This window comes from Natrinema sp. CBA1119, from assembly GCF_002572525.1.
Lineage (GTDB): Archaea > Halobacteriota > Halobacteria > Halobacteriales > Natrialbaceae > Natrinema.
This window is the reverse complement of sequence record NZ_PDBS01000001.1, coordinates 3,978,595-4,000,782: the sequence shown is the minus strand read 5'-3', so window position 1 is coordinate 4,000,782 and position 22,188 is coordinate 3,978,595. Positions and strand designations below refer to the sequence as shown.

General features: G+C 63.8%; 20 protein-coding genes and 2 pseudogenes. 13 read left to right on the top strand and 9 right to left on the bottom strand.

The window, feature by feature from the left end:
• Positions 1–43 precede the first annotated feature (43 nt).
• Positions 44–1,293: pseudogene (locus CP556_RS19665) on the top strand (RNA-guided endonuclease InsQ/TnpB family protein).
• Between the two features lie 38 nt (positions 1,294–1,331).
• Positions 1,332–2,315 (top strand): J domain-containing protein, encoded by a 984-nt coding sequence (locus CP556_RS19660; protein ID WP_098727156.1) that lies wholly within the window; start codon positions 1,332–1,334, stop codon positions 2,313–2,315.
• 330 nt (positions 2,316–2,645) lie between these two features.
• Here CP556_RS19660 and menD read toward each other — a convergent pair whose 3' ends face one another.
• From menD to CP556_RS19645, 3 genes are all read right to left on the bottom strand, one after another.
• The gene (menD, locus tag CP556_RS19655; protein WP_098727155.1) at positions 2,646–4,514 is read right to left on the bottom strand and encodes a 2-succinyl-5-enolpyruvyl-6-hydroxy-3-cyclohexene-1-carboxylic-acid synthase; all 1,869 of its coding nucleotides are present in this window, start codon (positions 4,512–4,514) and stop codon (positions 2,646–2,648) included.
• Between the two features lie 11 nt (positions 4,515–4,525).
• On the bottom strand, positions 4,526–5,869 hold the full coding sequence (locus tag CP556_RS19650) for an isochorismate synthase (RefSeq protein ID WP_098727154.1): 1,344 nt from the start codon (positions 5,867–5,869) through the stop codon (positions 4,526–4,528).
• Positions 5,870–5,962: 93 nt separating this feature from the next.
• Positions 5,963–6,559 carry a sulfite oxidase-like oxidoreductase gene (locus CP556_RS19645; RefSeq protein ID WP_098727153.1) on the bottom strand — a complete coding sequence of 199 codons (597 nt, stop codon included), beginning with the start codon at positions 6,557–6,559 and terminating at the stop codon, positions 5,963–5,965.
• A gap of 410 nt (positions 6,560–6,969) precedes the next feature.
• Between CP556_RS19645 and CP556_RS19640 the strand changes: the two genes are divergently transcribed.
• Together CP556_RS19640 and CP556_RS19635 are read left to right on the top strand one after the other, a co-directional pair.
• Entirely contained in the window at positions 6,970–7,269 is a 300-nt protein-coding gene (locus CP556_RS19640; RefSeq protein ID WP_098727152.1) for a hypothetical protein, read from the top strand.
• 158 nt (positions 7,270–7,427) lie between these two features.
• The gene (locus tag CP556_RS19635; protein ID WP_098727151.1) at positions 7,428–7,649 is read left to right on the top strand and encodes a ribbon-helix-helix domain-containing protein; all 222 of its coding nucleotides are present in this window, start codon (positions 7,428–7,430) and stop codon (positions 7,647–7,649) included.
• A 7-nt stretch (positions 7,650–7,656) separates the two neighbouring features.
• On the opposite strand, the gene CP556_RS19630 is transcribed toward CP556_RS19635, so the two are convergent.
• Positions 7,657–7,839, bottom strand: coding sequence for a DUF7550 family protein (locus tag CP556_RS19630; RefSeq protein WP_098727150.1), 183 nt, complete (start codon positions 7,837–7,839; stop codon positions 7,657–7,659).
• Positions 7,840–8,041: 202 nt separating this feature from the next.
• On the opposite strand from CP556_RS19630, the gene hisF reads away from it, so the two are divergent.
• Together hisF and CP556_RS19620 are read left to right on the top strand one after the other, a co-directional pair.
• Positions 8,042–8,857 carry an imidazole glycerol phosphate synthase subunit HisF gene (hisF, locus tag CP556_RS19625; RefSeq protein WP_098727149.1) on the top strand — a complete coding sequence of 272 codons (816 nt, stop codon included), beginning with the start codon at positions 8,042–8,044 and terminating at the stop codon, positions 8,855–8,857.
• A gap of 140 nt (positions 8,858–8,997) precedes the next feature.
• Positions 8,998–9,867 carry a hypothetical protein gene (locus CP556_RS19620; RefSeq protein WP_098727148.1) on the top strand — a complete coding sequence of 290 codons (870 nt, stop codon included), beginning with the start codon at positions 8,998–9,000 and terminating at the stop codon, positions 9,865–9,867.
• Between the two features lie 128 nt (positions 9,868–9,995).
• On the opposite strand, the gene CP556_RS19615 is transcribed toward CP556_RS19620, so the two are convergent.
• Positions 9,996–10,280: a DNA-directed RNA polymerase subunit L gene (locus tag CP556_RS19615; RefSeq protein ID WP_098727147.1), complete on the bottom strand. Its 285-nt coding sequence runs from the start codon at positions 10,278–10,280 to the stop codon at positions 9,996–9,998.
• Positions 10,281–10,445: 165 nt separating this feature from the next.
• Between CP556_RS19615 and CP556_RS19610 the strand changes: the two genes are divergently transcribed.
• A complete protein-coding gene (locus tag CP556_RS19610; RefSeq protein WP_098727146.1) occupies positions 10,446–12,284 on the top strand; it encodes a rhomboid family intramembrane serine protease in 1,839 nt (612 codons plus the stop codon).
• Between the two features lie 273 nt (positions 12,285–12,557).
• On the opposite strand, the gene CP556_RS19605 is transcribed toward CP556_RS19610, so the two are convergent.
• A complete protein-coding gene (locus CP556_RS19605; protein ID WP_098727145.1) occupies positions 12,558–13,223 on the bottom strand; it encodes an METTL5 family protein in 666 nt (221 codons plus the stop codon).
• Positions 13,224–13,233: 10 nt separating this feature from the next.
• On the bottom strand, positions 13,234–13,629 hold the full coding sequence (locus CP556_RS19600; RefSeq protein ID WP_098727144.1) for a DUF7961 family protein: 396 nt from the start codon (positions 13,627–13,629) through the stop codon (positions 13,234–13,236).
• A gap of 186 nt (positions 13,630–13,815) precedes the next feature.
• On the opposite strand from CP556_RS19600, the gene CP556_RS19595 reads away from it, so the two are divergent.
• On the top strand, positions 13,816–13,998 hold the full coding sequence (locus tag CP556_RS19595; RefSeq protein WP_098727143.1) for a hypothetical protein: 183 nt from the start codon (positions 13,816–13,818) through the stop codon (positions 13,996–13,998).
• A gap of 75 nt (positions 13,999–14,073) precedes the next feature.
• On the opposite strand, the gene CP556_RS19590 is transcribed toward CP556_RS19595, so the two are convergent.
• Together CP556_RS19590 and CP556_RS19585 are read right to left on the bottom strand one after the other, a co-directional pair.
• On the bottom strand, positions 14,074–15,105 hold the full coding sequence (locus CP556_RS19590) for a disk-shape morphogenesis protein volactin (RefSeq protein ID WP_098727142.1): 1,032 nt from the start codon (positions 15,103–15,105) through the stop codon (positions 14,074–14,076).
• 96 nt (positions 15,106–15,201) lie between these two features.
• Positions 15,202–16,124, bottom strand: a pseudogene (locus CP556_RS19585) (cell division protein CdpA domain-containing protein).
• A gap of 294 nt (positions 16,125–16,418) precedes the next feature.
• On the opposite strand from CP556_RS19585, the gene CP556_RS19580 reads away from it, so the two are divergent.
• The 5 genes from CP556_RS19580 (at position 16,419) to CP556_RS19560 (ending at position 22,128) form a co-directional block, all read left to right on the top strand.
• Positions 16,419–17,009: a HalX domain-containing protein gene (locus CP556_RS19580; protein ID WP_098727141.1), complete on the top strand. Its 591-nt coding sequence runs from the start codon at positions 16,419–16,421 to the stop codon at positions 17,007–17,009.
• Positions 17,010–17,167: 158 nt separating this feature from the next.
• Positions 17,168–18,217, top strand: coding sequence for a diphthamide biosynthesis enzyme Dph2 (gene dph2 / locus CP556_RS19575; RefSeq protein WP_098727140.1), 1,050 nt, complete (start codon positions 17,168–17,170; stop codon positions 18,215–18,217).
• Between the two features lie 252 nt (positions 18,218–18,469).
• Positions 18,470–19,237 (top strand): DUF7344 domain-containing protein, encoded by a 768-nt coding sequence (locus CP556_RS19570; RefSeq protein ID WP_098727139.1) that lies wholly within the window; start codon positions 18,470–18,472, stop codon positions 19,235–19,237.
• A gap of 115 nt (positions 19,238–19,352) precedes the next feature.
• Positions 19,353–20,186, top strand: coding sequence for an MBL fold metallo-hydrolase (locus CP556_RS19565; protein ID WP_098727138.1), 834 nt, complete (start codon positions 19,353–19,355; stop codon positions 20,184–20,186).
• A gap of 70 nt (positions 20,187–20,256) precedes the next feature.
• Positions 20,257–22,128, top strand: coding sequence for a midas domain-containing protein (locus CP556_RS19560; RefSeq protein WP_098727137.1), 1,872 nt, complete (start codon positions 20,257–20,259; stop codon positions 22,126–22,128).
• The last annotated feature ends 60 nt before the right edge of the window (positions 22,129–22,188 follow it).

The window sequence follows — 22,188 nt, the reverse complement described above, 5'->3', positions numbered from 1 at the left end:
GTACAAGCCATTAAGTGAACACATCTCTAATCAGGGGATAGCGATGGAGTACAGTCACCGCTATCCCGCATACCCGACACAAAAGGTAGCGGCTGGACTGGACTCTCACATCGACATTCATCGCCAAGCGTACAACTACACTCTCTACGAATACGAGAACGTGGACGTTGATGACATCGGTTCCGCGTACAAACACCACTACCGACTCACCGACTGGAAAGACGAATTCCCCGTCTTCGCGGAGGTTAACTCCAAAGCACTGCAACGAACCGTCACTCGGTTCTACCAGAACCTCAACGGACTCTCCGAGCAGAAACAAAACGGGCGCAAGGTCGGGAAGCTCAAGTGGAAGTCACCACAGGAGTTCCAGAGTATGACGTACTCGCAGTCTGGCTTCGAACTCAAAAACACGAGTGGCCGACGCGCGACGCTCTGGCTCTCTAAAATCGGCGACATCCCGATCCGCTACCACCGCGAAATCCCCGACGAAGCCGACATCAAAGAAGTCACGGTCAAGAAAGAGTCAACTAGCGACTGGTTCGTCTCCTTCGGCCTCGAAACCGACGAGGCCGACCTTCCCGAGAAACCCCCGGTTGATTCGCTCGATGCGAGCAACAGCGTCGGCGTTGACCTCGGCATCCAGAACTACATTCACACTAGCGACGGCAAGATCGTGGACTGGATCGACCTCGAAGACGAGTACGACCGCCTCCGCCACGAGCAACGGAAGTTGTCGCGGAAGGAGAAGGGGTCGAACAACTACGAGAAGCAACGCCGAGAAGTGGCGACGGTCAAGCGGCACATCCGTCGAAAGGTGCTGGACTACCAGCACAAAATCACGACGTGGCTCGTCCGCGAGTACGATGCTGTGTTCGTCGAGGACTTGGACGTGAAGGGGATGTTGGAGCAGTCACAGAACGCTCGGAACAAGCAGGACGCGGCGTGGCGTCAGTTCATCACGCTCCTCGAATACAAGGCAGACTTGTACGGCTGTCACGTCGTTCAGGTGGAAGCACCAGGAACGACGAAGGAGTGCGCGAAGTGTAATGTGGAGACGGCGAAACCCATCTGGGTTCGAGAACACTCTTGTCCGTCGTGTGGGCTCGAGTGTGATCGGGACGCGAACGCGGCGATGAACGTCCTCAAGCGCGGCTTTTCTGAACTAGGGCTGGGTGGCCCGAAGACACGCCTGTGGAGACTGCGCTCCCTCCGGACACCCATTCGGTGTCTGCAAAGCGCGTCATCGAAACAGGAAGCCCCACCCTCAACGAAGCCGCACCAGCGGCTGAGTAGGGTGGGGTAGTTCACCCGGCCGCCGAAGCGCTCACGCGATGGGCGAGTCGTACTACGAGGTGCTCGAGGTCGGGTCCGATGCCACTCGAGACGAGATCGAGTCGGCCTACCGAGAGCGCGTCCTCGAGACGCATCCGGATCACTCCGACGACCCCGATGCGGCCGAGCGGTTCCAGCGGGTCACGACAGCGAAGTCGGTGCTCACGGACGGCGCGGAGCGCGCACGCTACGATCGGCTCGGCCACGACGCCTACGTCGGTCTCGCGCGGGGGCCCGCCGGTGGGGAACCCCCGAGCGGCGGCGATCATGCGAACGGGGCAGCCGACTCGAGCGGCACGGACACGGTCGGTTCCGCGACCGACAACGGCGGCGCGACTGCGGCTGGCCGACGGAAATCGGGTCGCTCGAGCGGGGCCAGAACGAACCGGCGGACCCGAAGCGGGACCGACGGCGACGGCGGCGCTCGAGCGGGGACCCATCACGCGCGTCAGCGGAGCAATCGGCAACGCCGACGGAAAAAGCGACGAGCGACGGGCGACTGGCCCTTCGACGGCGACCGATCGCATCCGAACGGGAGTCCGAATTCGGGATCGACGGCGGGTCCCGGGGACGCGGCGGACGCCGACGGCGACGGTGGGAGCGGGTTCCGCTACGCCGTCCACGACTGGGACGGCGCGGTCGATCTCGAGTGGGAGGGGCAACCGATCGATGGAACGACGGCGGTTACGGTGGGATCAATTGCGTTCCTCTACCCGATGCTCGTCGTTGCGAGTCTGACGCCGTTGTTTTCACTGCCGGTGAACGTGACCGTCGCCGCGTGCACGCTCCTGTTGATCGGCTACCTGCTCACGACGCCTCGAGTCGCGATGATAACGTTCGGCGTCTGGAGCGTCCTCTTTCCGGCCGGGATGGTGGGGTTTTCGCTGGTCGATCCGCTCTCCCTTCTCGGCTTGCTGGCGCTCGGATTCGCCTGGGTCCCGTTCGGCTACGCCGTCGCCCTCTGGTGGGCCCTCCGACCCTGAAAACCGATATTGAACTGTACGCGTGAATCTTCCAAATATACTCTGTCAGAGACACGGACGAGATCGATCTTGATTCGGCGATAGGAGAAGCAAGTGTTCTGCTACCGTGGGCACAGGGGATTTCCACACCCTCCCCAGCCGATTCGCTCGTTTCACTCGCTCATCCCTCGCACGGCGTTATACCGCGGCTCACACGGCTCACGGTTCCCTGCGGTCACCGTTCGCGTTCCGAGGCGCTCACTTCGTTCACGCCTCGCCTCCGTTCGCCGCGGCCCAGCGCGCGCCACCGCATGCCGGTTCACTAGTCGAGAACGAGCCTCGAAGTCCAAATCAGTCCGAACTGCCGACAGCATCGTCCTCGAGCGCGCTCGCGACCCCCTCCGTAACTCGTTCTTCGAGCGCGTCGCGTCGCCGGTGGTTCGTTTCGGAATCGAATTCGATGGCGAGGACTTGCGTGCCCGCGGCCTCGAGCGATCGGCGGTAGGCGGCCGCGAAGTCCGCGGGAGCCACGCGCTCGAACTCGAGACCGTACGTTTCCCCGAGCGCGTCGAACTCGAGGCCGTGGGGCGTTTTGAACTGCTGCGTGAAGGGGGGATCGAACTCCTCGATCGGGAGTTTGTGGAAGATACCGCCGCCGTCGTTGTCCAGCAGCACGATCGTCGCGTCCACGTCGCAGCGATCGACGGCGAGCAGCCCGTTCGAATCGTGGTAGAAGGCGAGGTCGCCGGTGACGAGCACGAGCGGGTCGTCGGTCGCGCTGCCGGCCCCGAGCGCCGTGCTCGTGATCCCGTCGATCCCGCTCGCACCGCGGTTGCCGAGCACCGTCAGGTCGGCCGCTCGCGGCCGGCCGAACCGGTCGGCGTCCCGGATCGGCATGCTGTTCGAGACGAACACCGTCGCCGGGTCCGGCGCGTTCGAAAAGACGGCTGCGAGGATCGCGCCCTCGAACGGCTCCGACTCGAGCGCACCCGCCGTGAGCGCCCCGTCTCGGACCTCCCAGTGGCGTCGTTCGGCCGCATCGAACCGGGTGCGCCAGTCGCGGTCGACCGTCGCGCTCGTCGTCGAATCGGTGTGCTCGCCCTCGGCGCGTTCGTTCTCCGCGATCGCCTCGAGCAGCCCGTCGATGACGGCCCCGGGATCGGCCGCCAGCAGGTCCGTCGCGGTGAACGTCGCCTCGCGCCACGCACCTGCGGGATCGATCAGGAACTGCCGGGCGTCGGCATCCCGGAGCCAGTGTCGGAGGGGTTTCGACGTCGGAGAGGCCCCGAACCGGAGGACCGCATCCGGCGACGGCAGTTCGTCGACGTAGGCGTCGTAGCCCCCGTAGATCGAGCGCGATCCCTCGCTGTTCTCCCCGCCCGCCGACCCGACGTGCGGGCCGAACCGAAGCCCCGAGAGCGGATCCGCGAGTATCGGTGCGCCGAGCCGGTCGGCGAGTTCGGTGACGGCTGCGGGCTCGAGGTCGGCGAGAGCCGCCGGATCGGCGGGTCCCGCGACGAACAGCGGCCGGTCGGCCGCCTCGAGCGCATCCAGCAGCCGTCGGTGGTCGTCGTCCGCGAGCGCTCGCGTCCCGCCGGTCGTTTCGACGAACGGCCCGTCCCGTCCCCTTCCGGCCAGCGTCTCGGTGAACGACTCGGGGACGTCACCGGGCACGTCGATCGGCTCGAGAGGCTTTCGGAACGGACAGTTGAGGTGGACCGGCCCGGGCTCGACGCCGCTCGTTTCGGCCAGCGCCCGCGCTGCGGTCGTTCGGAGGCTACGCCCTTTTCGCTCGTCGGCCTCAGGTGCTGGTAGTTCAGCGTCCCAGCGGACCGCGTCGCCGTAGAGTTTGACCTGATCGACGGTCTGATTCGCCCCGCTGTCGCGCAGTTCGGGCGGCCGGTCTGCCGTCAGAACCAGCAGCGGGACGCGGGCCCGATCGGCCTCCATCACCGCGGGGTGGAAGTTCGCCGCGGCCGTCCCGGAGGTACAGACCAGCGCCGTCGGCTCGCCGGTGCGCCGTGCGCGGCCGAGCGCGAAGTAGGCCGCGGCGCGCTCGTCGAGGTGCGAGTAGACGTCGATCTCGGAGTGCTCGGCGACGGCGACCGTCAGCGGCGTCGATCGGCTGCCGGGCGCGAGACAGACGGCCTCGAGGCCGCTCTTTGCGAGTTCGTCGGCGAGGACGCGACCCCAGAGGGTCGCGCGGTTGGGTGCGGTCATTGGATCAGGTACTACTGTAATTCGTCGAGGATCGGCCGGAACTTCAGCTGTACTTCGTCCCACTCGTCGCCGGGATCGCTGTCGGCGACGATTCCGTTCCCCGCGAACAGCGTCACCGTCTCGTCGCTCGCGACGCCGGAGCGAAGCGCCACCGCGAACTCGCCGTCGCCGTCGGCGTCGAACCAGCCGACCGGCGCGGCGTACCAGCCCCGATCGAACGGCTCCGCGTCGCGGATCGTCTCCCAGGCCGCGTCGGGCGGGACGCCGCCGACCGCAGGCGTCGGATGAAGCGCCTCGACGATCTCGAGGACGTGACGATCGCCCTCGAGCGTCGCCTCGATCGGCGTCTGCAGGTGTTGAATGGTCGCCAACCGGCGAATCGTCTGTTCGCGGACGGTGAGATCCCGTGCGAACGGAGCGAGCTGTTCGCGGATCGCGTCGACGACGAGCCCGTGCTCGTGCTGGAACTTCGCGTCGGCCCGCATCCGTTCGACGTGTGTCTCGTCTTCGGCCGGCGTCTCACCTCGGGGGACCGAGCCGGCCAGCGCCTCCGTCTCGACGCGGTCGCCGCGTTTCGAAACGAGTCGTTCCGGCGGTGCACCGAAGAACGTATCGCCGACATCGTGAGCGACCAGAAATCGGTAACAGTTGGGGTACTGGCGTCCCAGCAGCTCGAGCGTCGCGGGAACGTCGATCGGCCCCTCGAGGTCGACCCAAAGGGCCTGCGCGAGGACGACTTTCGCGAGCCGTCCCGCAGCGATTCGTTTGAGAACGGTTTCGACCTGATCGGTCCACTCCGCCGGCGAGGTAGTGCGCCGCGTTCCCGCGACGCCGGGTGGCGAAGCGCTCGGTCGCGTCGTCGACAGCGCCGACAGGCGGTCGTGCCAGCGCTCGAGGCGGTCCTCGGCCTCGTCCGCTCGGCTTCCGACGGCTGTCAACCACGTCCTGTCGTCGGTGCGGGTCACGAGGATCTGCGGAACGACGAACGAGGCCGCGTCGAAGCCGGCCCAGGGGGCAGCCGGCTCGTGGCCGTCGTGAAACGAAAAGCCGCCAATCGCTCGCGGTCGGGCCGCCGCGGGCCCGTCGTGTGTGAGCCGGTCGAACGCTCGGCTCGCCTGCGATCGAATTCGATCGAATCTGTCGGTACCGTCCGCGGTAAACCGAACGGCGACACCTCGACCGACGAGTTCGAGACCGTCGGGATCGGCCCACTGAATGCGTGAGTCTGCGTTTCCGTCAAGGATCGAACTGACGGAAACACTCCCCAGGTCGCGGCTCCGGCTGACGAGTTCGACGGCACCATCCGCCGACTCGGTCTCACCAGCCAGTCGGCCCTCGCCCGACGATCGGTCCATCGACACCACGTCAGGACCGCCCCGCCTTCAGCCTAACTATTTGCAGACCGATCGCGAAACGGGTCCACTTCGAAGGTCTCGCCGGAATCGACGCTAGCTGTACCGCTCTTCCTGCCACGGGTCTGCAGTCTGGGAGTACCCCCGGCGTTCCCAGTACCCCCGCTGGGGTTCCGTGAGAAATTCGACGCCGTCGACCCACTTCGCACCCTTGTAGGCGTACTTGTGAGGCGTGACCACCCGGAGCGGGCCGCCGTGATCCTCGGGGAGCGGTTCGCCGTCGAACGCCCACGTGAACAGGACATCATCGCGCATGCAGTCCTCGAGCGGGAGATCGGTCGTGTAGTCGTCGAGTGCGGAAAACATGACGTGAACCGCGTCGTCGTGAACACCGGCTCGGGCGGCGATGTCGGGGAACGAGACGCCGGTAAACTCGCAGTCGAACTTGCTCCAACCGGTCACGCAGTGAAAGTCCTGCCGTTGCGTGACGGTCGGTAACTCTCGAAACTCGGCCCACGAGAACGTCAGCTCCTCGTCGACTGCACCGGTGACGGTGAACTCCCACGTCTCGGGATCCCAGTTGGGGGTTCCGCTCTTCGAAAGGACGGGAAACGCGGACGTCTCGCGCTGTCCCGGCGGCAGTCGATCGTCGCCAAACTCCTGATAGAGTTTAGTCACATCCGTCGGATTCATACTCGTGCGTACGCCGCGATAGACGTAGATCTGACGCCATCACCTGAGACGGTCTGTTGTCCCTCTCACCTGATTCGGTCTGTTGTACCCGGGTTTCGGTGCACCCGTATGCGGGTCGGGGTGCATCGGAACTGACTGACAACACTCCGACTGAGTGTCGCGTTCGATTCGGCCCGGTCGGTGACTCGGGCTCGAGTCTCTGGAACGAGAGCCCCGGATGAGCAAATCGGATGGACACTGAGATGCGAGTACCGCCGCGACCGAGACGGTCGCCCCAGAGCAATCCCAAATTGGCAAGCGGGGATCGGGACAACAACTGGTCGAAACGATACAGTCACGGGCGCAACTCGGGGGTTTCCGTCGAAACCCTCGCCATCCCTTAGTACGGTCTCGGCGACGGCTATCACTGCATGGCGAGCAAACAACAGCTAACGGAACGGGAACTGTCCGGACAGGAACCAGCGGAGATCGGCCAACAGGCGATGGGTCCCGCAGTCGTCGCGTCGGCCGCGTCGGTCGGCCTCTCGTTGTACTACTTCTTCTTCCGCGGAAAGCGCGAGCTCGGCGCGTTCGTCGGTCTCTGGCCGCCGACGATCCTCGCGTTCGCGAGTTATTTCAATCAGCGGAAGATGAGCCGGCAACTCGAGACGCTGACTCAGCCCGGGACCAAACTGAAGGACGCGTTCGATTCGATGATGGGCAACCGCTAGGGCGACCCGCGACGACGACTCCCGCCTGTACGGCCCCGCGCGACGGCTTCGGCTTTCCTTTCTCGGGGTCTGTCGTTCCGACGAGACGGATCGTGTGCTTCCGATCGATGTGGACTCCCCGTCAAACCTAAATACCCCCTCGCCGAAAGCCGAATCAGATGCCGAAAGTAGAGATCACCATACCGGAGCACCTCGAGATGCAGATCGCCCAGATGGTCGAACGCGGCGAGTTCGTCAATCGCGAGGAGGCGATCGAGGACCTCCTTTCGACGGGCATCAAGGCATACAAGACCAGTGGACCCTCGGACGAAGACGAGGGCGCAGGAACCGGCTTCGAAGACGATGGCATGATGGGCCACGACGACGAGTACGTCTTCTAACGTATATTCAGACCGCGAGCAACGGAATTCCGAAGGCGATCGCTGCGCCGATCAGTGCGATTAGGGCACCGATGAAGACGGCTCGCGACGAGTAGTCGCTCATCGGTGCGGTCGTTCGGTCGGCGTCGAAATCGTGACCGATGTCGGCTCCCGAATCGTCGTCCTCGGGTGGTTCGGTGTCGTCTGCCATACGCGTCCCTTCTCGATTCGATCACTTAAGAACACCTACACCGATCGGCCGCGGTGGGGGCTGGCGACCGGTCGTCTGATCGGAAGTCTGCGGCCGTCGCTCGAGTCCGCGCTCTGGATCGACCGGTCCGAGTCGTGTCATCCCGCGCGATCGATCCAGACCCCTTTACTACCCGGAGTGCGAATCGAGCGGTAGTTACCACATGGTCCTGACCAAGCGAGTCATCCCGTGTATCGACGTGGACCTCGACGACGACGGGAACCCGGCGGTCTACACCGGCGTCAACTTCGAGGATCTGAAATACACCGGCGATCCGGTCGAGATGGCCCGCGCGTACAACCGCGCGGGCGCGGACGAGTTCGTCTTCCTCGACATCACCGCCTCTGCCGAGGGTCGCGAGACGATGCTCGACGTCGTCGAGCGCGTCGCGGACGAGGTCTTCATCCCCCTCACAGTCGGCGGCGGCATCCGAACCACCGAGGATATCAAGGAGACGCTCCGGGCCGGCGCGGACAAGGTCTCGATCACCACCGGCGCGCTCGAGCGGCCCGAACTCATCAACGAGGGCGCGAAGGCGTTCGGAAACCAGTGTATCGTCATCAGCGTCGACGCCAAACGGCGGTTCGACGAGAAGGGCGAGCACTACGTCGAAATCGACGGCGAATCCTGCTGGTTCGAGTGTACGAAGAAGGGCGGCCGCGAGGGGACCGGAATCGACGTCCTCGAGTGGGCTGCAGAGGCCGAATCGCGGGGCGCGGGCGAACTGTTCGTCAATTCGATCGACAAGGACGGGACGAAAGACGGCTACGACCTCCCCCTGACGACGGCCGTCAGCGAAACCGTCGACACGCCGGTCATCGCCTCCTCGGGCTGTGGCGGTCCCGAGGACATGTACGACGTGTTCACCGAGGCCGGTGCGGACGCGGGGCTCGCGGCGTCGATCTTCCACTTCGACGAGTACTCGATCGAGGAGACGAAAGCCTATCTCGACGAGCACGGCGTCCCCGTTCGTCTCTGATCTTCGTCCGTCTCTGAACTCGAGCGACGAACCGTCGCCGCGATCCGCCGTATTCGTTATCCGCTGTATTCACGATCAACCGGATTCGCGACCCGTCGTATTCAATACGTTTATTCCGTCGCGGACCCGCGTTTCGACCAGTGAAATGGCGGTGTACGTGGTGTGGGAAACCGCACGCTGAAAACGACCCTCCCTGTGATGCCTGCGGTCACAACACCTTCGAGAAGGCGGTCGTCCGAGTGGACGACGAAACCCAGAGCGAGACCGAGAGCGATGTCGATACCGATGCGGATTTTGGTTCCGAACTGACGGAATCCGGCACCGTCGACACCGGTCCCGACTACGTCTGGGCCTGTCCCAACTGCGGCCGGGAGCACGTCCGGAACACTCCGCCGTGTTCTCGCTGTGGCAACCCGGACCTCGAGCGGGTCGAGCAGACCTACGAGGGGCTCGAGCGCGATCTGGAAACGCCGAGCTGGTTCGCGGTCGCGAAACCGTATCTGCCGATTCTCGTCGTGATCGGCGTCATCGTCGCGCTGTTCGCGACGGGCGTGATCTCGCCGTCGATACTGCCGGGTATCGGGCCGCCGTCGCCGCCGGACGCACCCGGTGACGGAACCGAAGCCGCCGGGATCGATCTCGAGGCGACGGAGGGAGAGATTCACGATCGGCTCGAAGCCGACCGCGACGAGTCGCGGGCCGTCGACGACGGGCTCGCGGCGTATTCGGAGTATTATAACCGCGCGTACGTGGCGAACGAGTACGGTGACGCGGATCACGAGCCGCCGGAATTGAGCGACTTCAACGCCGACTGCAGTGGCGATCACGTCGTGAGGCAGGTGCCGGGCGTCCTGACGATAGACGACTACGACGACGAGCGGGAACTCGCCGAGGACATCGTCGGAGCCCTCCGCTCGAACGATGACGTCACTCGCACCGGGTACGATGCCGAAGGATTGGATATACACGTCGTCGACGGATCGGTCTACGTGATATATACGACGTGTTAGTCGGCCGGTGTTCGGTCGGCCGACAGTCCGGACCGGCGGCCATCGGACTGCGTGTTCCCGGCGGTCGAGTCGTACTCCGGAGCAACGAGAGACAGAATCGGACGTGATCGAGCCGGATCGAACGGGGGTTATGCGGCCGCTTCGAACGCGTCGCGGAACGACATCGCCTTCTCGCGAACGGTTACCGCTCCTTCCTCGAGCGCCTCGAGCGGATCCGCACCACCCTCGGTTTTGATGGTCAGGATCGGCTCGGTCTGGCCGCCCGACTGTTCGGGGTTGACGTCGTAGGTTGCTGCACTCACGTCGTCGTGCTCGAGCAGTGCGCCCTTGAGCACGTTCATGAAGGTGTGGTCCTCGCCGGCGATCTCGATGGACAGTTCGTTCTCCGTGCTCTCGGTGACCCGCAGTTCCATGGCGGATAGTCCGGTCGTCGGCCGCTTGTACCTTTCGAAGCCGACGCTCGTTGCAGTTCGTGGCGCTATTGCTGCCCTCTCTCCGCCGGGGACGCGGCTCGGACCCGAGGCACGACGACGTTTCTGATGGCAAACCACTATACGGCCCCGTTCGAACCACGGCATATGCGCTTGCTCGCGGCCCTGCTTGCGGTCGTCGTCACCGCGTCGCTGGTCGGGTCGATCGCGGTCGTCAGACGGGTCCACCGGCCGGCGCGGCGCTGGCGGGACGTGGCTCGGGAACGGCTCGTGTACGGCGTTCCGTGGGGTTCGCTCGTCGTCATCGCGTTCGTCGTCGGCGTCTATCTGTTCGTCCAGAGCGGGATCGCGGATTTCGACGATCCCGTGACGATTCCCTTCCGCACGTGGTCGTACTTCTATCCGCTTGGGATGGTGACAGCGGCGTTTTCCCACGCCGGCCCCGGTCACCTCATCGGCAACCTCGCCGGGACGGTCGTCGTCGCGCCACTCGCGGAATATGCCTGGGGACACTATCCGGACGACCGAGAGCCGAAGCGAGCCGACTCGTGGCGCGCGAACCCGCGGATACGGGCGTTCGTGCTCTTTCCACTGGCCGTCGTCGGGGTCGGACTGCTGACGAGCCTATTCGCGCTCGGCCCCGTGATCGGCTTCTCGGGCGTCGTCTTCGCCCTCGCCGGGTTCGCGATCGTCCACTACCCGATCGTGACGATCATCGGAACGCTCGGCGTCCAGAGCGTCGTTCTGCGGCTATATTATGCGCTCCAAGAACCGATCAGTGTCTACACTGCCCAGCCGAGCCCGCCGTCTGCCCCGTCCTGGGCCGGTATCGCCATCCAGGGTCACGCACTCGGGCTCTTTATCGGGTTCGTCCTCGGCATCGTCCTCCTCGAGCGGCGGGGCGTCCGTCCGAATCCGCTTCGACTCTGGCTCGCCGTGTTGCTGTTCGGCTTCTCGAAGCAGCTGTGGGCGATCTACTGGTACGGAGCCGAGAACACCTTCGTGCTGTTCCAGGGGCCGGGCGTTGCCATCGTCTCGGCGCTCGCGCTCGTGGTCACGCTCTCGATGACCGCGTCCGAGCGTCCCCTCATCCCAGCGGAGATTCGGCAGCGACTCGGTCGCTCGGGGGACCGAACTGCGGGAGCCGCCGGTGACGCCGAGTTGTCGCTCGCGCGCTCGCTCGAGCTGGCACGCGGTGGCCGCAGTGGCGGCATCGTCGCGGCTCACGTCGACCGCGTCCGCGAACTCGTCGGCGGAAATCGGCCGAGCCCCGAGTCCGACCGTCTCTCGGATCTGACCCGCAAGGGAGCCGCGTTCCTGACGGTTGTCGGCATCCTCGCGATCGTCGCCGGGATGGCCATCCCCGCGAACTTCCTCGTCGTCGACGAGTCGACTGCGTCCTCGGACGCGGCCGTCCAGATCGAGGATTACACCGTCGAGTACGTCGAGGACGTTCCCAACGGGCTCGTCACCGGGATCGGTATCGAGGCCCTCGAGGACGACGAGGGGCTCGAGTCCAGCGGGGTGATCGTGGCCAGCGACCAGCGCGAGATCTGGCTCGAGGCGGTCAGCGCCCAACGCCTCGCCTTTACCGGCGAGGAGACGGTCGCCGTCGGCGGCCTAGGCTGGCGCGAAGCGGTCCACGTCGAACGCACCGGCTGGGAGCCGGTCGGCAACGACGCCGTCTATCAGGTCTGGCTGTGGGAAGACGGCGCGGACCGACGGCTCGCACACGAATCCAACGCCTCCCGGGCCGAAGCGCAGATCGCCGGCCGAAACGTGACCGTCGGCTCCGACGACGGGACGTTCGTCCTCGCGGTCAACTCGACCGAGACGAATGCCGTCGCGACGACAGCGATCCCCGACGAAAACGAGACGGTGACGGCCGGCGGACTCACCTTCGAACGCAACGACGAGACGATCTACGCGGCCGCCGACGGGACGCGGGTCGCGATCGCGAGTCAGGAGACGTACAACGGCTACTGATCTCCGATTTCTCCCTGAACCACGGAACCACTCTGCGGTGGCGCGCGCTGTCGACTGACCGAAGTGAAAACGAGGGCAGTCGATGACCTGTGCGAGGGATGAGCGAGTGAGCGGAGCGATCGAGCGAATCGGCTGGGGAGGGTGTGGAAATCCCGTGTTGCCAGTGGTAGCTAAACGCTCGAGGCACTGAGAACCGCTCGAGACACCGGTATTACCTGTGATGGTACACTCGAGACTCGTCGCTTCTCAACGCTGATCGAGTAGTTTTACCCGTTACTTCCGGGATGGCCACTCGATGCGAAAGACCTCGGCCTCGAGCGTCTCCTGTGCCGCGGTGTGAAACTCGAACTGTTTCGGAATCGGGAACTCGGCACGGAACGCGTGGGTCACTGACCCGCCCTCGTCGTCGGCGAACGATTCGACGAACGTCTGGCTCCCCTCGTTGTGGATCGTATAGGAGACGGACCCGATCTCGCGGGCCGTCTCGAGGAAATCCCGGTCCGCGTGCCGGTTCCCGCGCTGGGCACCGAAGGGGGGATTCGAGAGCACGGTGGCGTCGGTGAGCGAAAACGGATGGCGGGAGACGTCGCCGCGGAGCCACTCGATCGAATGATTTCGGCTGCCATCACCATCACCGCCACCGCCACCGCCCGCAACCGCCCGCTCGTTCCGCCGAGCGATCTCGAGCGCCCCCGCGTCCAGATCGATCCCCGCGACTCGATCACCGCCGGACAGCGAGGCCGCGATCGCGAGCATCCCCGTTCCCGTGCCGAGATCGACGACCCGGCCCGCGAGATCGCCCTGTAACCCCGCCAGATGGCAGAGATGGGCCGCCAGCTCCGCGGGCGTCAGATACTGTTCCAATCGTGCCGAGGGCTCCGAAAAGTCCTCGATTGACTCGAGTCGACGGGCGAGCGTGCGTCGAGACGGACCGGACATCCCCGACCGTTCAGTCCTCAACCGAAATCGGTCCCTCGAGTTCGAACGCGAGCCCCTCGCGGTCGGCCCGTTCGGCACACGCCGCCAGCGCGGGTCGGACCTTCGCGGGGTCCGCGACGTCGTCGACCGTGACGGTCACGGTTCCGACGCCGAGGAAGGAGCTGGCGCGCACATAGCCTCGGATGCGGTCGACTTCCTCCTGCGTCGCGAGCGAACAGTCCTCGTCGAAACACGCCACAACGGTCAACTCGGCGGGAATCAGCCCGTCCGCAGTCAGTTCGCGCTTGAGGTCGCGGAGGTATTCGGGAGCGGTCGACTCGAGCGCAGTCGCCTCGAGGGCGACGGGAGTGGCGTCGGCCGGCTGACACCGCTCGATCGCGGACTCGGGTGACGATGTCGTACTCATTGCTCGGCCATACATGGCTTGCATACAAAAAGGTTGTTGAATACGTAGTAGTAATACATTCGGCTCGATGTGTCGCCGATTGTGACGCCGTTCTCGAGAGGGGGACGATTCCCTCGCGCGAATTCGAACAGTCAATTTCATGATGGGTTCGAATAGAGTTAAGGACATCCCGGCGAAGTTACAGGTATGGACGAGTGTCCACGGTGTGGGGGAGCCATCGAAGAACTCTCGCTTGGCGACGTGTCGACGATCTCGTGTTCCCAGTGTGGGTTCGCAGACATTCCCGTCGAACACCAGCCGACCGGGGAGGACGTCGAGTCCTGGCGAGACGCGTTCAATCGATTCTACGAGGAGTCGGCCGACACCTGAACGCGAGCCGTCGCTTCGCGGTGCTCGAGGTCGAACGAATACCACCAAAAAATCGCAATCAGCAGCGCCGACGGGTTACTCGTTTGCGGCCGCCGCTTCGGCCTCCTCTGCTTCCTCCTCGTGGTCGATGTCCTCGTCGGAGCGAGCCGCGACGAGGCCACCGCGTGCCACGCTGTACAGCGGTTCGTTCGCGTGCGTGACGCCGCTGATCGAGAACGGAATGTTCGCCTCGTCCAGGTGGTCCTTGAACAGGGCCTCGAAGCCGCTGGGACTCGAGGTGCCGCCGGTGACGACGACGGGGACGTCCAGCCCTTCCTCGACGTCCTCCTCGTCGACTTCCTTCACGATGTTTTCAATGACGTAGTCGAGCAGGTTCTCGTAGTAAATCGAGAGCGCGCCCTCGACGCCGCCGACGTCGGTCGTGAAGTCGAGCTCGAAGTCGTCTTCCTTGATGGAGGTGACCTTGTCGACGGGCGTCCCCGTCGCGCGGGCGGCCTGTTCGTCGACCCAGTCGCCACCGCGGGCGACGGAGAACTTCATGACCGGCACCGCGTAGTATGAGAGACAGACGTTCGTCATCCCGGCACCGAACGAGATACCGAGGCCGGTGAAGTTGTTGTCCGCGAGTTCGCTGTAGATGACGGACATCCCCTCGTTGATCGGTTCGGAGTCGTACCCCATGTCGTCGAGGAATGACTCGATCGTCTTCTGATGGTAGAGCGTCGAGAGGTCGGAGTCGATCGGATCCGCCGGGGACGAGAAGTAGAGCTTCTCGTCCGGATAGGCGGGCTCACCGACGACCTGCTCGATGATGAGCTTCATCATCGGGATCGCGCTCTGTTCGTCGTTCGAGAGGATCCCGTGTTTCATCGGCCGGCGGGTCTCCTTGTTGAAAATGTTCGCGAAGTTGAGCGCGTCGTCGCCGACGACGTAGACCTTGTCGTCTTTGCGAATATGGAGAACTTCGCTTCGCGAGAGCATCTGCTCGGCCATATCCGAGTACTCGATCTCTACGAAGGAGTTACGCTGTTGCACGAAAACCGTGTCGTTCCCATCCTGCTGTGCTGACAGGATGTTCATCGTTCCGACGTCCAGGCCTTTAGCCATGTGTTGGGAAGGCCACTGACGGATTATAAATCTATGTGCGAAACTTTCGGAACTGATACTACGATATAAGACGCTATTTCTTTCCGTAGCCCCGTCTTAATTCCGCTTTACCAGGTTTCGGAAGCGATCGAGCAGATTCGTGAACGGTTTCGTCACCGTCGTGACGGCGCCGTCGTCGTCGGCCGTCGCCAACTCTTCGGCGCGCTGTTGCTCCCGAAGCTCTTTGAGTTTCGCCGTCTGATCGTCGACGGTCGAACTCGAGGTGGTCTCCTTCGTTTCGCCCCCTTTGAGGCCCTTGAGACCGGCGACCTGTGCGTCGACGCCCGTCGATCGGGTGGTCGTGGTGCCGGCGTCTGAATCGATGCTGACATCGTCGAGGGTGTCGCTCGAGAAGTTCAGTCGCTTGTGTTCGGTCTTCTGGACGCCCCCCACGAGAGTTCGACGCCCTCCATCGCGTCGTCGATATCCTGTTGAATCTCCGCGTCGGTTAGCTCGGACTCGTCGTCATCGGTTTCCTCATCGGTCACCACCGCCTCCGCTTGCTGCGCCATATCGAGGTAGTGGGCGATCAGTGCCGCCCCCGTCGAGGCGGTAATGCCGGCGAGGCCGACGGCGTACACTGCGACGATTTGAACGGTGTAGTCGGCACCGTAGCCGTTCCAGTTCTTCGGATAGGCGAAGAGGAAGCCGGCGACCGCGGCGACGGTGATCGCCACGCCGCCGATCGACGCGTACAACATCCGCCGTTCCGACGGAAGGAGCGTAACGATCCCGAGCATTACGACCGGGAGTCCCATCATCGCGAGCGCGTACGCGGGACCTACCCACGAGAAGTAGCCGGCGGATCGTGCCTCGAACGTGTTACCCCAGAGAAAGAGCAACAGCGCGACGACTGCCAGTCCGATGCCGCCCAGAAACAACCCGAATCCGACGTAGACGTCGGTTCGATCTTCCGGTTCACCGATGTATCGACGATAGAGGTCGAAGAGATACCCGTCTGGGACCTGTTCCGCTGCCATTAACCCACTGTTTACACTCCAGTACTATGACTGTTGGGACGGGAAACGAACCGAGAATCGGACCGGAAACGGGCCGAACACACCCGTATTATCCGCGATCGGACCGGTGTAGTCGCTTCGACTGCGCGTCGTCGCCGTCCGACTCGAGACGCGTCTGGTCTCCGTGCGCCCGCTCCTCGATTATCGACGGTCGCGACGAGTTCGACGATTCGATCGCCGCTGAACGTGTTACTGATGCTGAATTAGTCCATAGTTTGATATCGCTCGGGTCACGAAGTACTACCATCTCGAATTATGGTTGGTGATACGAACACCGTCCTCGTCGCGGACGACGATCCGACCGTCGTCGCTCAGGTGCGATCGTGGCTCGACGATCGCTATCGAGTCGAGACGGCGACGACCGGCGACGAGTTGTTGTCGCTTCTCGGGGACGCAGACGCAGTGTTGGTCGACCGCGATCTCCGGACGGCATCCGGAACTGTCGTCGCGGCCGAGATCGAACGTCGAGCGACGGCACAGACCATGGCGATCATCTCGAACGACGAGTGCGGAGCAGCGGTCCACTCGACTGCCGGCGGCTCCCTCGAAAAGCCCCTCGAGCGAGCCGCGCTTCTCGAGACCGTCGACCGACTGCTTCGTCACGCTCGATATGACGATCTCCTGGACGAGTGTTTGACGCTCGCTGCCGAACGCGGCGCACTCGAAAGCCGGGACGATTTCGAGTCGGACGAGGAGTACGAAAGGCTCCAGCGACGGCTCGAGGAGGTGTTCACCGCGTTAGACGAACTGGTGGCAACGTTCGACGGCGACGATTTTCGGGCCGAGTTCGCGACGTGCGAGTTGGGTACGCCGACCGAGCCACACCGTGCGAGCGAGCGTCCCTGATCGGGACTCGAGGAACCGGTCGAAACTCTACCGGACCGATCGAGCGGATCCCAATTTCAGGCGCTGATTCACAAGGGCGCGTTCACCGTTATACCCGCCGAATTCGGACCGCTCGGTACAGCGTGCAGTATATACGTCCGTGGGCGTTAGGACGGCCAATGAGTCAGGAGTCAGAGTATACCGAGGGGGACCTTCGGAACACAGGGATGAGCCTCAAGCACGATCGCGAGTGGGACTACGAACTCGAGGAGATCGTCGAGGCGATCGAGGAGCGCGACGCGAAAAAGGTCGGATTGCAGTTCCCCGAGGGACTGAAGCGACGCGGGCCGGCCGTCGCCGACGACCTCCGTGCACTGGCCGACGACGACGTGACGTTCATGCTCTCGGGACAGCCCTGTTACGGCGCCTGCGATCTCGATACGTATCTGATGAAGCGGACCGACGTCTTCGTCCACTTCGGGCACTCGCCGATGAAGGACACGGACAAGGTGATCTACGTCCCGCTGTTCTCGAACGTCGAAGTCACGCCGATCATGGAGGAATCGCTGGACACTCTCGAGCCCCCCGAGGAGACCGAGGGCGTCGGCCTCGTCACGACGGCCCAGCACATGAACCGCTACGAGGAGATGACCGCGTTTCTCGAGGAGCGCGGCTACGAGGTCCAGAGCCGTCGCGGCGACGAGCGGCTGACCAACGAGGGGCAGGTGCTCGGGTGTAACTACGCGAGCGCGGATGTACCCGCAGAGCAAGTCCTCTACGTCGGTGGCGGCAAGTTCCACCCGCTCGGGCTGGCGATGGAACATCCGGACAAGCACGTCGTCATCGCGGACCCGGTGAACAACGTCGTTACCGTCGCGGATACGGACAAGTTCCTGAAACAGCGCTACGGTGCGGTTCACCGCGCGATGGACGCCGAGAAGTGGGGTGTCATCTTCTGTACCAAGATCGGCCAGGGTCGCTGGGAGATCGCGCAGGATATTATCGACGACAACGACAACGCCTACCTCATCACGATGGACGAGGTCACGCCCGACCGTCTGCAGAACTTCGACATGGACGCGTTCGTCAACACCGGCTGTCCGCGGATCACGACGGACGACGGCCCGCAGTTCCACAAACCGATGCTCACTCCGGGCGAGTACCGGATCGCCGTCGGCGACGAACCGCTCGATAGCCTCTCGTTCGACACGTTCCACGGTACCTGGTAGCGCCACGATAGTCACGGCTTTTTTCGCGCTTCTCACGCTCGCGGCTTCAGCGATCGATACTACTCGATCAGGTACGCCGCGAGTACAACCCGGTGAAAGAGTATGTTCTTCAATTTTACCGGAGTAATCCACTCTGTCCACTCCCCAATAGTATTATATCATTGAATATCATGCTAAAGAATCGTAATAAGTCACTGATTCCAAAGCAGTTTGGAGCAGTTCTTTTGCACGCTAGTCCCCGACGAGTAGTCAATGAGTAACTCAGCTCCGAGCGGATCCACCGCCGCTACTCGCGACGAGCGCTTCGACATCCTCGCTGACGCCTCTCGGCGAGCTGTTCTCGAGATCGTCCGGGAGCGATCGCCCGCGGGAATCGAGAAAGACGATCTTGCGTTCAGGCTCGCGGCAGTAATCTCGGATACCCGGCTCGCTTCGGTCTCCGAGGACGAGCACCAACGGGCGCTCGTCGAGCTGTATCACCGCCTTGTGCCGCAACTCGTGGCTGCCGGCTTCCTCGCGGAGACCGACGACGGATCGGTCGTTCCGGCCGAGCATTCGCCCTTCGACGACCCCCGTCTCGAGCGGATCGTTTCGGGGAACCACGATGCCGATTGGGAGACGCTCGATGCGGTGTTCCGTGCGCTCGCCGACGAACGCCGGCGGACGGTCCTGTCGGTACTGAGCGATCAGTCCCATCCCATCGGGACCGAACCGCTCGCTCGAGATGTCGCGGCTCGCGAAGCCGAAACGACCGACCGGGAGGTTCCCCGGGACCGCATCGACGATGTCGAGGCCTCACTCGTGCACGTCCACCTTCCTCTGCTGGCCGACGCGACGCTCATCGGATACGACGACGAGACGGGCCGCGTCTCGTACGAGGGCCATCCCGCAGTCCGCGCCGAATGGATCCAGTCCACAGATGAAGTCACGACGATCGACGACGCAGCTGCGGACGGCACGGCGACGACGAATACGGATGTCCGCACGCTCGAGGGCTGTCGCCCGGAGTTTTCGCGATAGACAGTGACCAGTCCGTTCGAATCCTCGCTCTTCTCCGAATTCCCTCACGCGCCGTCCTCGTCGGCCGTCAGCGCAGACGACAACACTTACCCAGTCGGTCCTCGCATCCTCGCATATGATTCAGAGCGACTGGGGAGACTGGCTGGTTCGCGACGTCGAGGAGGCGAACCCGACGGGCGTTGCGATCTGGTATCTCGGCTGTAACGGGTTTATCGTCAAAGGCAGCGAGGGAACGACGATCTACATCGATCCGTACCTCGGATTGGGCGATCCGCCGCGGACGGTCCGTATGATCCCCGTGCCGTTCGATCCGGCGGCCGTCGACGAGGCCGATGCGGTCCTCGCGACGCACGAACACACCGATCACGTCCACGGCCCGAGCCAGGCACCAATTCTCGCGAACACCGGTACGACCTTCTACGCGCCCGACGACAGCGTCGCGGTCGCCCACGAGGATGAGTCCTGGACGGACGAGTGGGACGTGACGAACGACCAGCTGATCGAGGTCGCCGAGGGCGAGGCGCTCGAGATCGGCGAATTCACGGTCCACGTCGAGGTTGCGAACGATCCGGACGCGACCCACCCAGTGAGCTACGTGTTCGAACACGACGCTGGGACTTTCTTCCACGGCGGCGACACGAAACCGACCGACGAGTTCGAGCGAGTCGGCGACGAGTACGACATCGACCTCGCGGCGCTCGCGTTCGGCTCCGTCGGGCGGATTCCCGACAAGCAGACCCGCGAGCCAAAGCGAACCCGCTGGTACAACGACGAGAATCAGCTCATCGAATGTGCCGCCGCACTCGAGACCGAACGGCTCCTGCCGAGTCACTGGGACATGTGGAAGGGGCTCACCGCCGATCCGACGGCGCTACACCACCACGCCGCGAGCTTTGACCGTCCCCGGCGACTCGAGGTCGTCGAGATCGGGGACCGGGTCGAGCTGTAGTCCCCATCGCGAATCGGCACCCAGACTGTCCGCACGTTTTATAGTAATGGTATGGTAACGTTGGTCTCATATGAACAGTACCGCCGACACGGACGACACAATCGAGATCAGCGCAGACGGGATCTCCGTCCGGAAGACGTTTACAGCGGACGAGTTTCCGGTTCCCGCGATCCGGTTCGAGATCGAATCGGACCGCGATAACCCGGTCACGTTTCAGCTTTCCGAGGACATTCCCGAATCGTTCCCGATGGACAAAGTCGGATTCCACCCCGACTATCACAGCGACGACTGGACGGCCTATCAGGACAATCACGTCGAATTCACCGGCGCGCTCGAGGCCGGCGACCGGCTCGTGACGGTCTACGGTATCCAACTCGACGACGAGAGCCGGGCTGCTGAGTTCCTCACGGAGCCGTTGGTCGTCGAACTCGATGCCGACGATGACGACGACCGCTCGACCGCCGACGAGGTGGATGATGAGGTCATCAGCAACATCGTGTCCGAGGATCGCAATCAGGCCGTCAAGGACATGATCGCCGGCGACTCGGACACCGTTCCGGGGCTCAAGGACGAGGAGAGCCAGGACGATGTGGCTGTGGCCGACGAGGCTGCTGCCGATCCGGCATCGGATTCGGACCCCGAGACTGACGCGACCGCGGATGCACCGACAGACGAGTCGGCAGCACTCGAGGACGAGTCGGCGGCGCTCGATCTCGATCTTGGAGATGTTGATCCCGATCCGGAGCCGGTAGACATCGAATCGGACGACGAGGACGACGAGACACCGGATATCGATCTCGGCTTCGAGGAAGAAGAGATTCCGGAACCCGCAGACGATGACGGAAGCGAGGCGGAGGATGACGAACTCGGCGTCGACCTCGATCTCGAGGCGGACGACGAACCGGCCGACGAGGGGGACGATGCGGACGAACCCGAGATCGACCTCGATCTCGAGGCCGACGCGGCGACCGACGAATCCAAGGATGACCACGCTACGGAGACCGACGCGCCAATCGAGACGGACGCTGACGAGGCAACCGCCGAGGACGAACCGACCGACAGTGACGCCGAACCGATAGCCGAGGACGAACCGACCGACGGTGACGCCGAACCGATAGCCGAAGGCGAACCGACTACCGAGGACGCCGAACCGATAGCCGCGGACGACTCACTCGAGACGGCTGATACCGAGCCCGAGACGCCAGCCGCGGACGACGAGCTGGCCGCGGACGACGAACCGGCTACTGAAGACGAATCCGACGAGTTAGACGAGACGGCCAGCGAATCCGACGATACTGCCGAACCAACTGCCACAGCCCCGAACGCCGTCCCCGAATTCGACGGGTCGATCGCGGCCCGGCTCGCAGCCGAAATTCGCGACGGGACGGTCGACGACGACGATCTCGAGACGATCCAGTCCGAACTCGATCTCGAGCCCGCTGGCCCGGAGATCGCGAAAGTCGAACACCTCCAGACCCGCGTCGAGGAGGTCACCGCCTACACCGATGCGCTCGAGACGTTCCTCGAGGAGAACGGCACCGGCGCACAGCTCATCGAGGAGCTCCAGACCGATCTCGAGGGGCTCGAGGATGACCTCGCGTCGATGGACGATCGACTCGCCGGGACGGACTCTCGAGTCGACGAACTCGACGACGATATCGCGGATCTCTCCGACTGGAACGCCGATCTCGAGTCGGACATCGGCAGCGTCGCGGACGACGTCGACGAACTCGACGATACCGTCGACGATCTGACGGACGACGTCGAGGAGATCGATACCGATGTCGCCGACCTCGAAGACGGTCTCGAGGGGGCCGAAAGCGAGATCGAACGCGTCGAAGACGACCTCGAGACGGTCGCAGAGGACCTCGAGGACGTGCAGGCGGACGTCACGGACATCCAAGAGTGGCGCGACCAGCTCGGTTCGATGTTCTCGGACTGAGTTCGGACCGCAACGGCATCGGGCCACCACTGTTCTTGAAACACAACTCGTTTATCTATC

Excerpts from the sequence above, each read along its gene's own strand:
- CP556_RS19660 (WP_098727156.1), top strand. The coding sequence starts at position 1,332 with ATGGGCGAGTCGTACTACGAGGTGCTCGAGGTCGGGTCCGATGCCACT.
- CP556_RS19580 (WP_098727141.1), top strand. The coding sequence starts at position 16,419 with ATGGTTGGTGATACGAACACCGTCCTCGTCGCGGACGACGATCCGACC.
- CP556_RS19610 (WP_098727146.1), top strand. The coding sequence starts at position 10,446 with ATGCGCTTGCTCGCGGCCCTGCTTGCGGTCGTCGTCACCGCGTCGCTG.
- CP556_RS19590 (WP_098727142.1), bottom strand. The coding sequence starts at position 15,105 with ATGGCTAAAGGCCTGGACGTCGGAACGATGAACATCCTGTCAGCACAG.
- CP556_RS19615 (WP_098727147.1), bottom strand. The coding sequence starts at position 10,280 with ATGGAACTGCGGGTCACCGAGAGCACGGAGAACGAACTGTCCATCGAG.
- menD (WP_098727155.1), bottom strand. The coding sequence starts at position 4,514 with ATGACCGCACCCAACCGCGCGACCCTCTGGGGTCGCGTCCTCGCCGAC.
- CP556_RS19640 (WP_098727152.1), top strand. The coding sequence starts at position 6,970 with ATGGCGAGCAAACAACAGCTAACGGAACGGGAACTGTCCGGACAGGAA.
- CP556_RS19570 (WP_098727139.1), top strand. The coding sequence starts at position 18,470 with ATGAGTAACTCAGCTCCGAGCGGATCCACCGCCGCTACTCGCGACGAG.
- CP556_RS19600 (WP_098727144.1), bottom strand. The coding sequence starts at position 13,629 with ATGAGTACGACATCGTCACCCGAGTCCGCGATCGAGCGGTGTCAGCCG.
- CP556_RS19630 (WP_098727150.1), bottom strand. The coding sequence starts at position 7,839 with ATGGCAGACGACACCGAACCACCCGAGGACGACGATTCGGGAGCCGAC.
- CP556_RS19560 (WP_098727137.1), top strand. The coding sequence starts at position 20,257 with ATGAACAGTACCGCCGACACGGACGACACAATCGAGATCAGCGCAGAC.
- hisF (WP_098727149.1), top strand. The coding sequence starts at position 8,042 with ATGGTCCTGACCAAGCGAGTCATCCCGTGTATCGACGTGGACCTCGAC.
- dph2 (WP_098727140.1), top strand. The coding sequence starts at position 17,168 with ATGAGTCAGGAGTCAGAGTATACCGAGGGGGACCTTCGGAACACAGGG.
- CP556_RS19565 (WP_098727138.1), top strand. The coding sequence starts at position 19,353 with ATGATTCAGAGCGACTGGGGAGACTGGCTGGTTCGCGACGTCGAGGAG.
- CP556_RS19605 (WP_098727145.1), bottom strand. The coding sequence starts at position 13,223 with ATGTCCGGTCCGTCTCGACGCACGCTCGCCCGTCGACTCGAGTCAATC.
- CP556_RS19635 (WP_098727151.1), top strand. The coding sequence starts at position 7,428 with ATGCCGAAAGTAGAGATCACCATACCGGAGCACCTCGAGATGCAGATC.
- CP556_RS19595 (WP_098727143.1), top strand. The coding sequence starts at position 13,816 with ATGGACGAGTGTCCACGGTGTGGGGGAGCCATCGAAGAACTCTCGCTT.
- CP556_RS19645 (WP_098727153.1), bottom strand. The coding sequence starts at position 6,559 with ATGAATCCGACGGATGTGACTAAACTCTATCAGGAGTTTGGCGACGAT.
- CP556_RS19650 (WP_098727154.1), bottom strand. The coding sequence starts at position 5,869 with ATGGACCGATCGTCGGGCGAGGGCCGACTGGCTGGTGAGACCGAGTCG.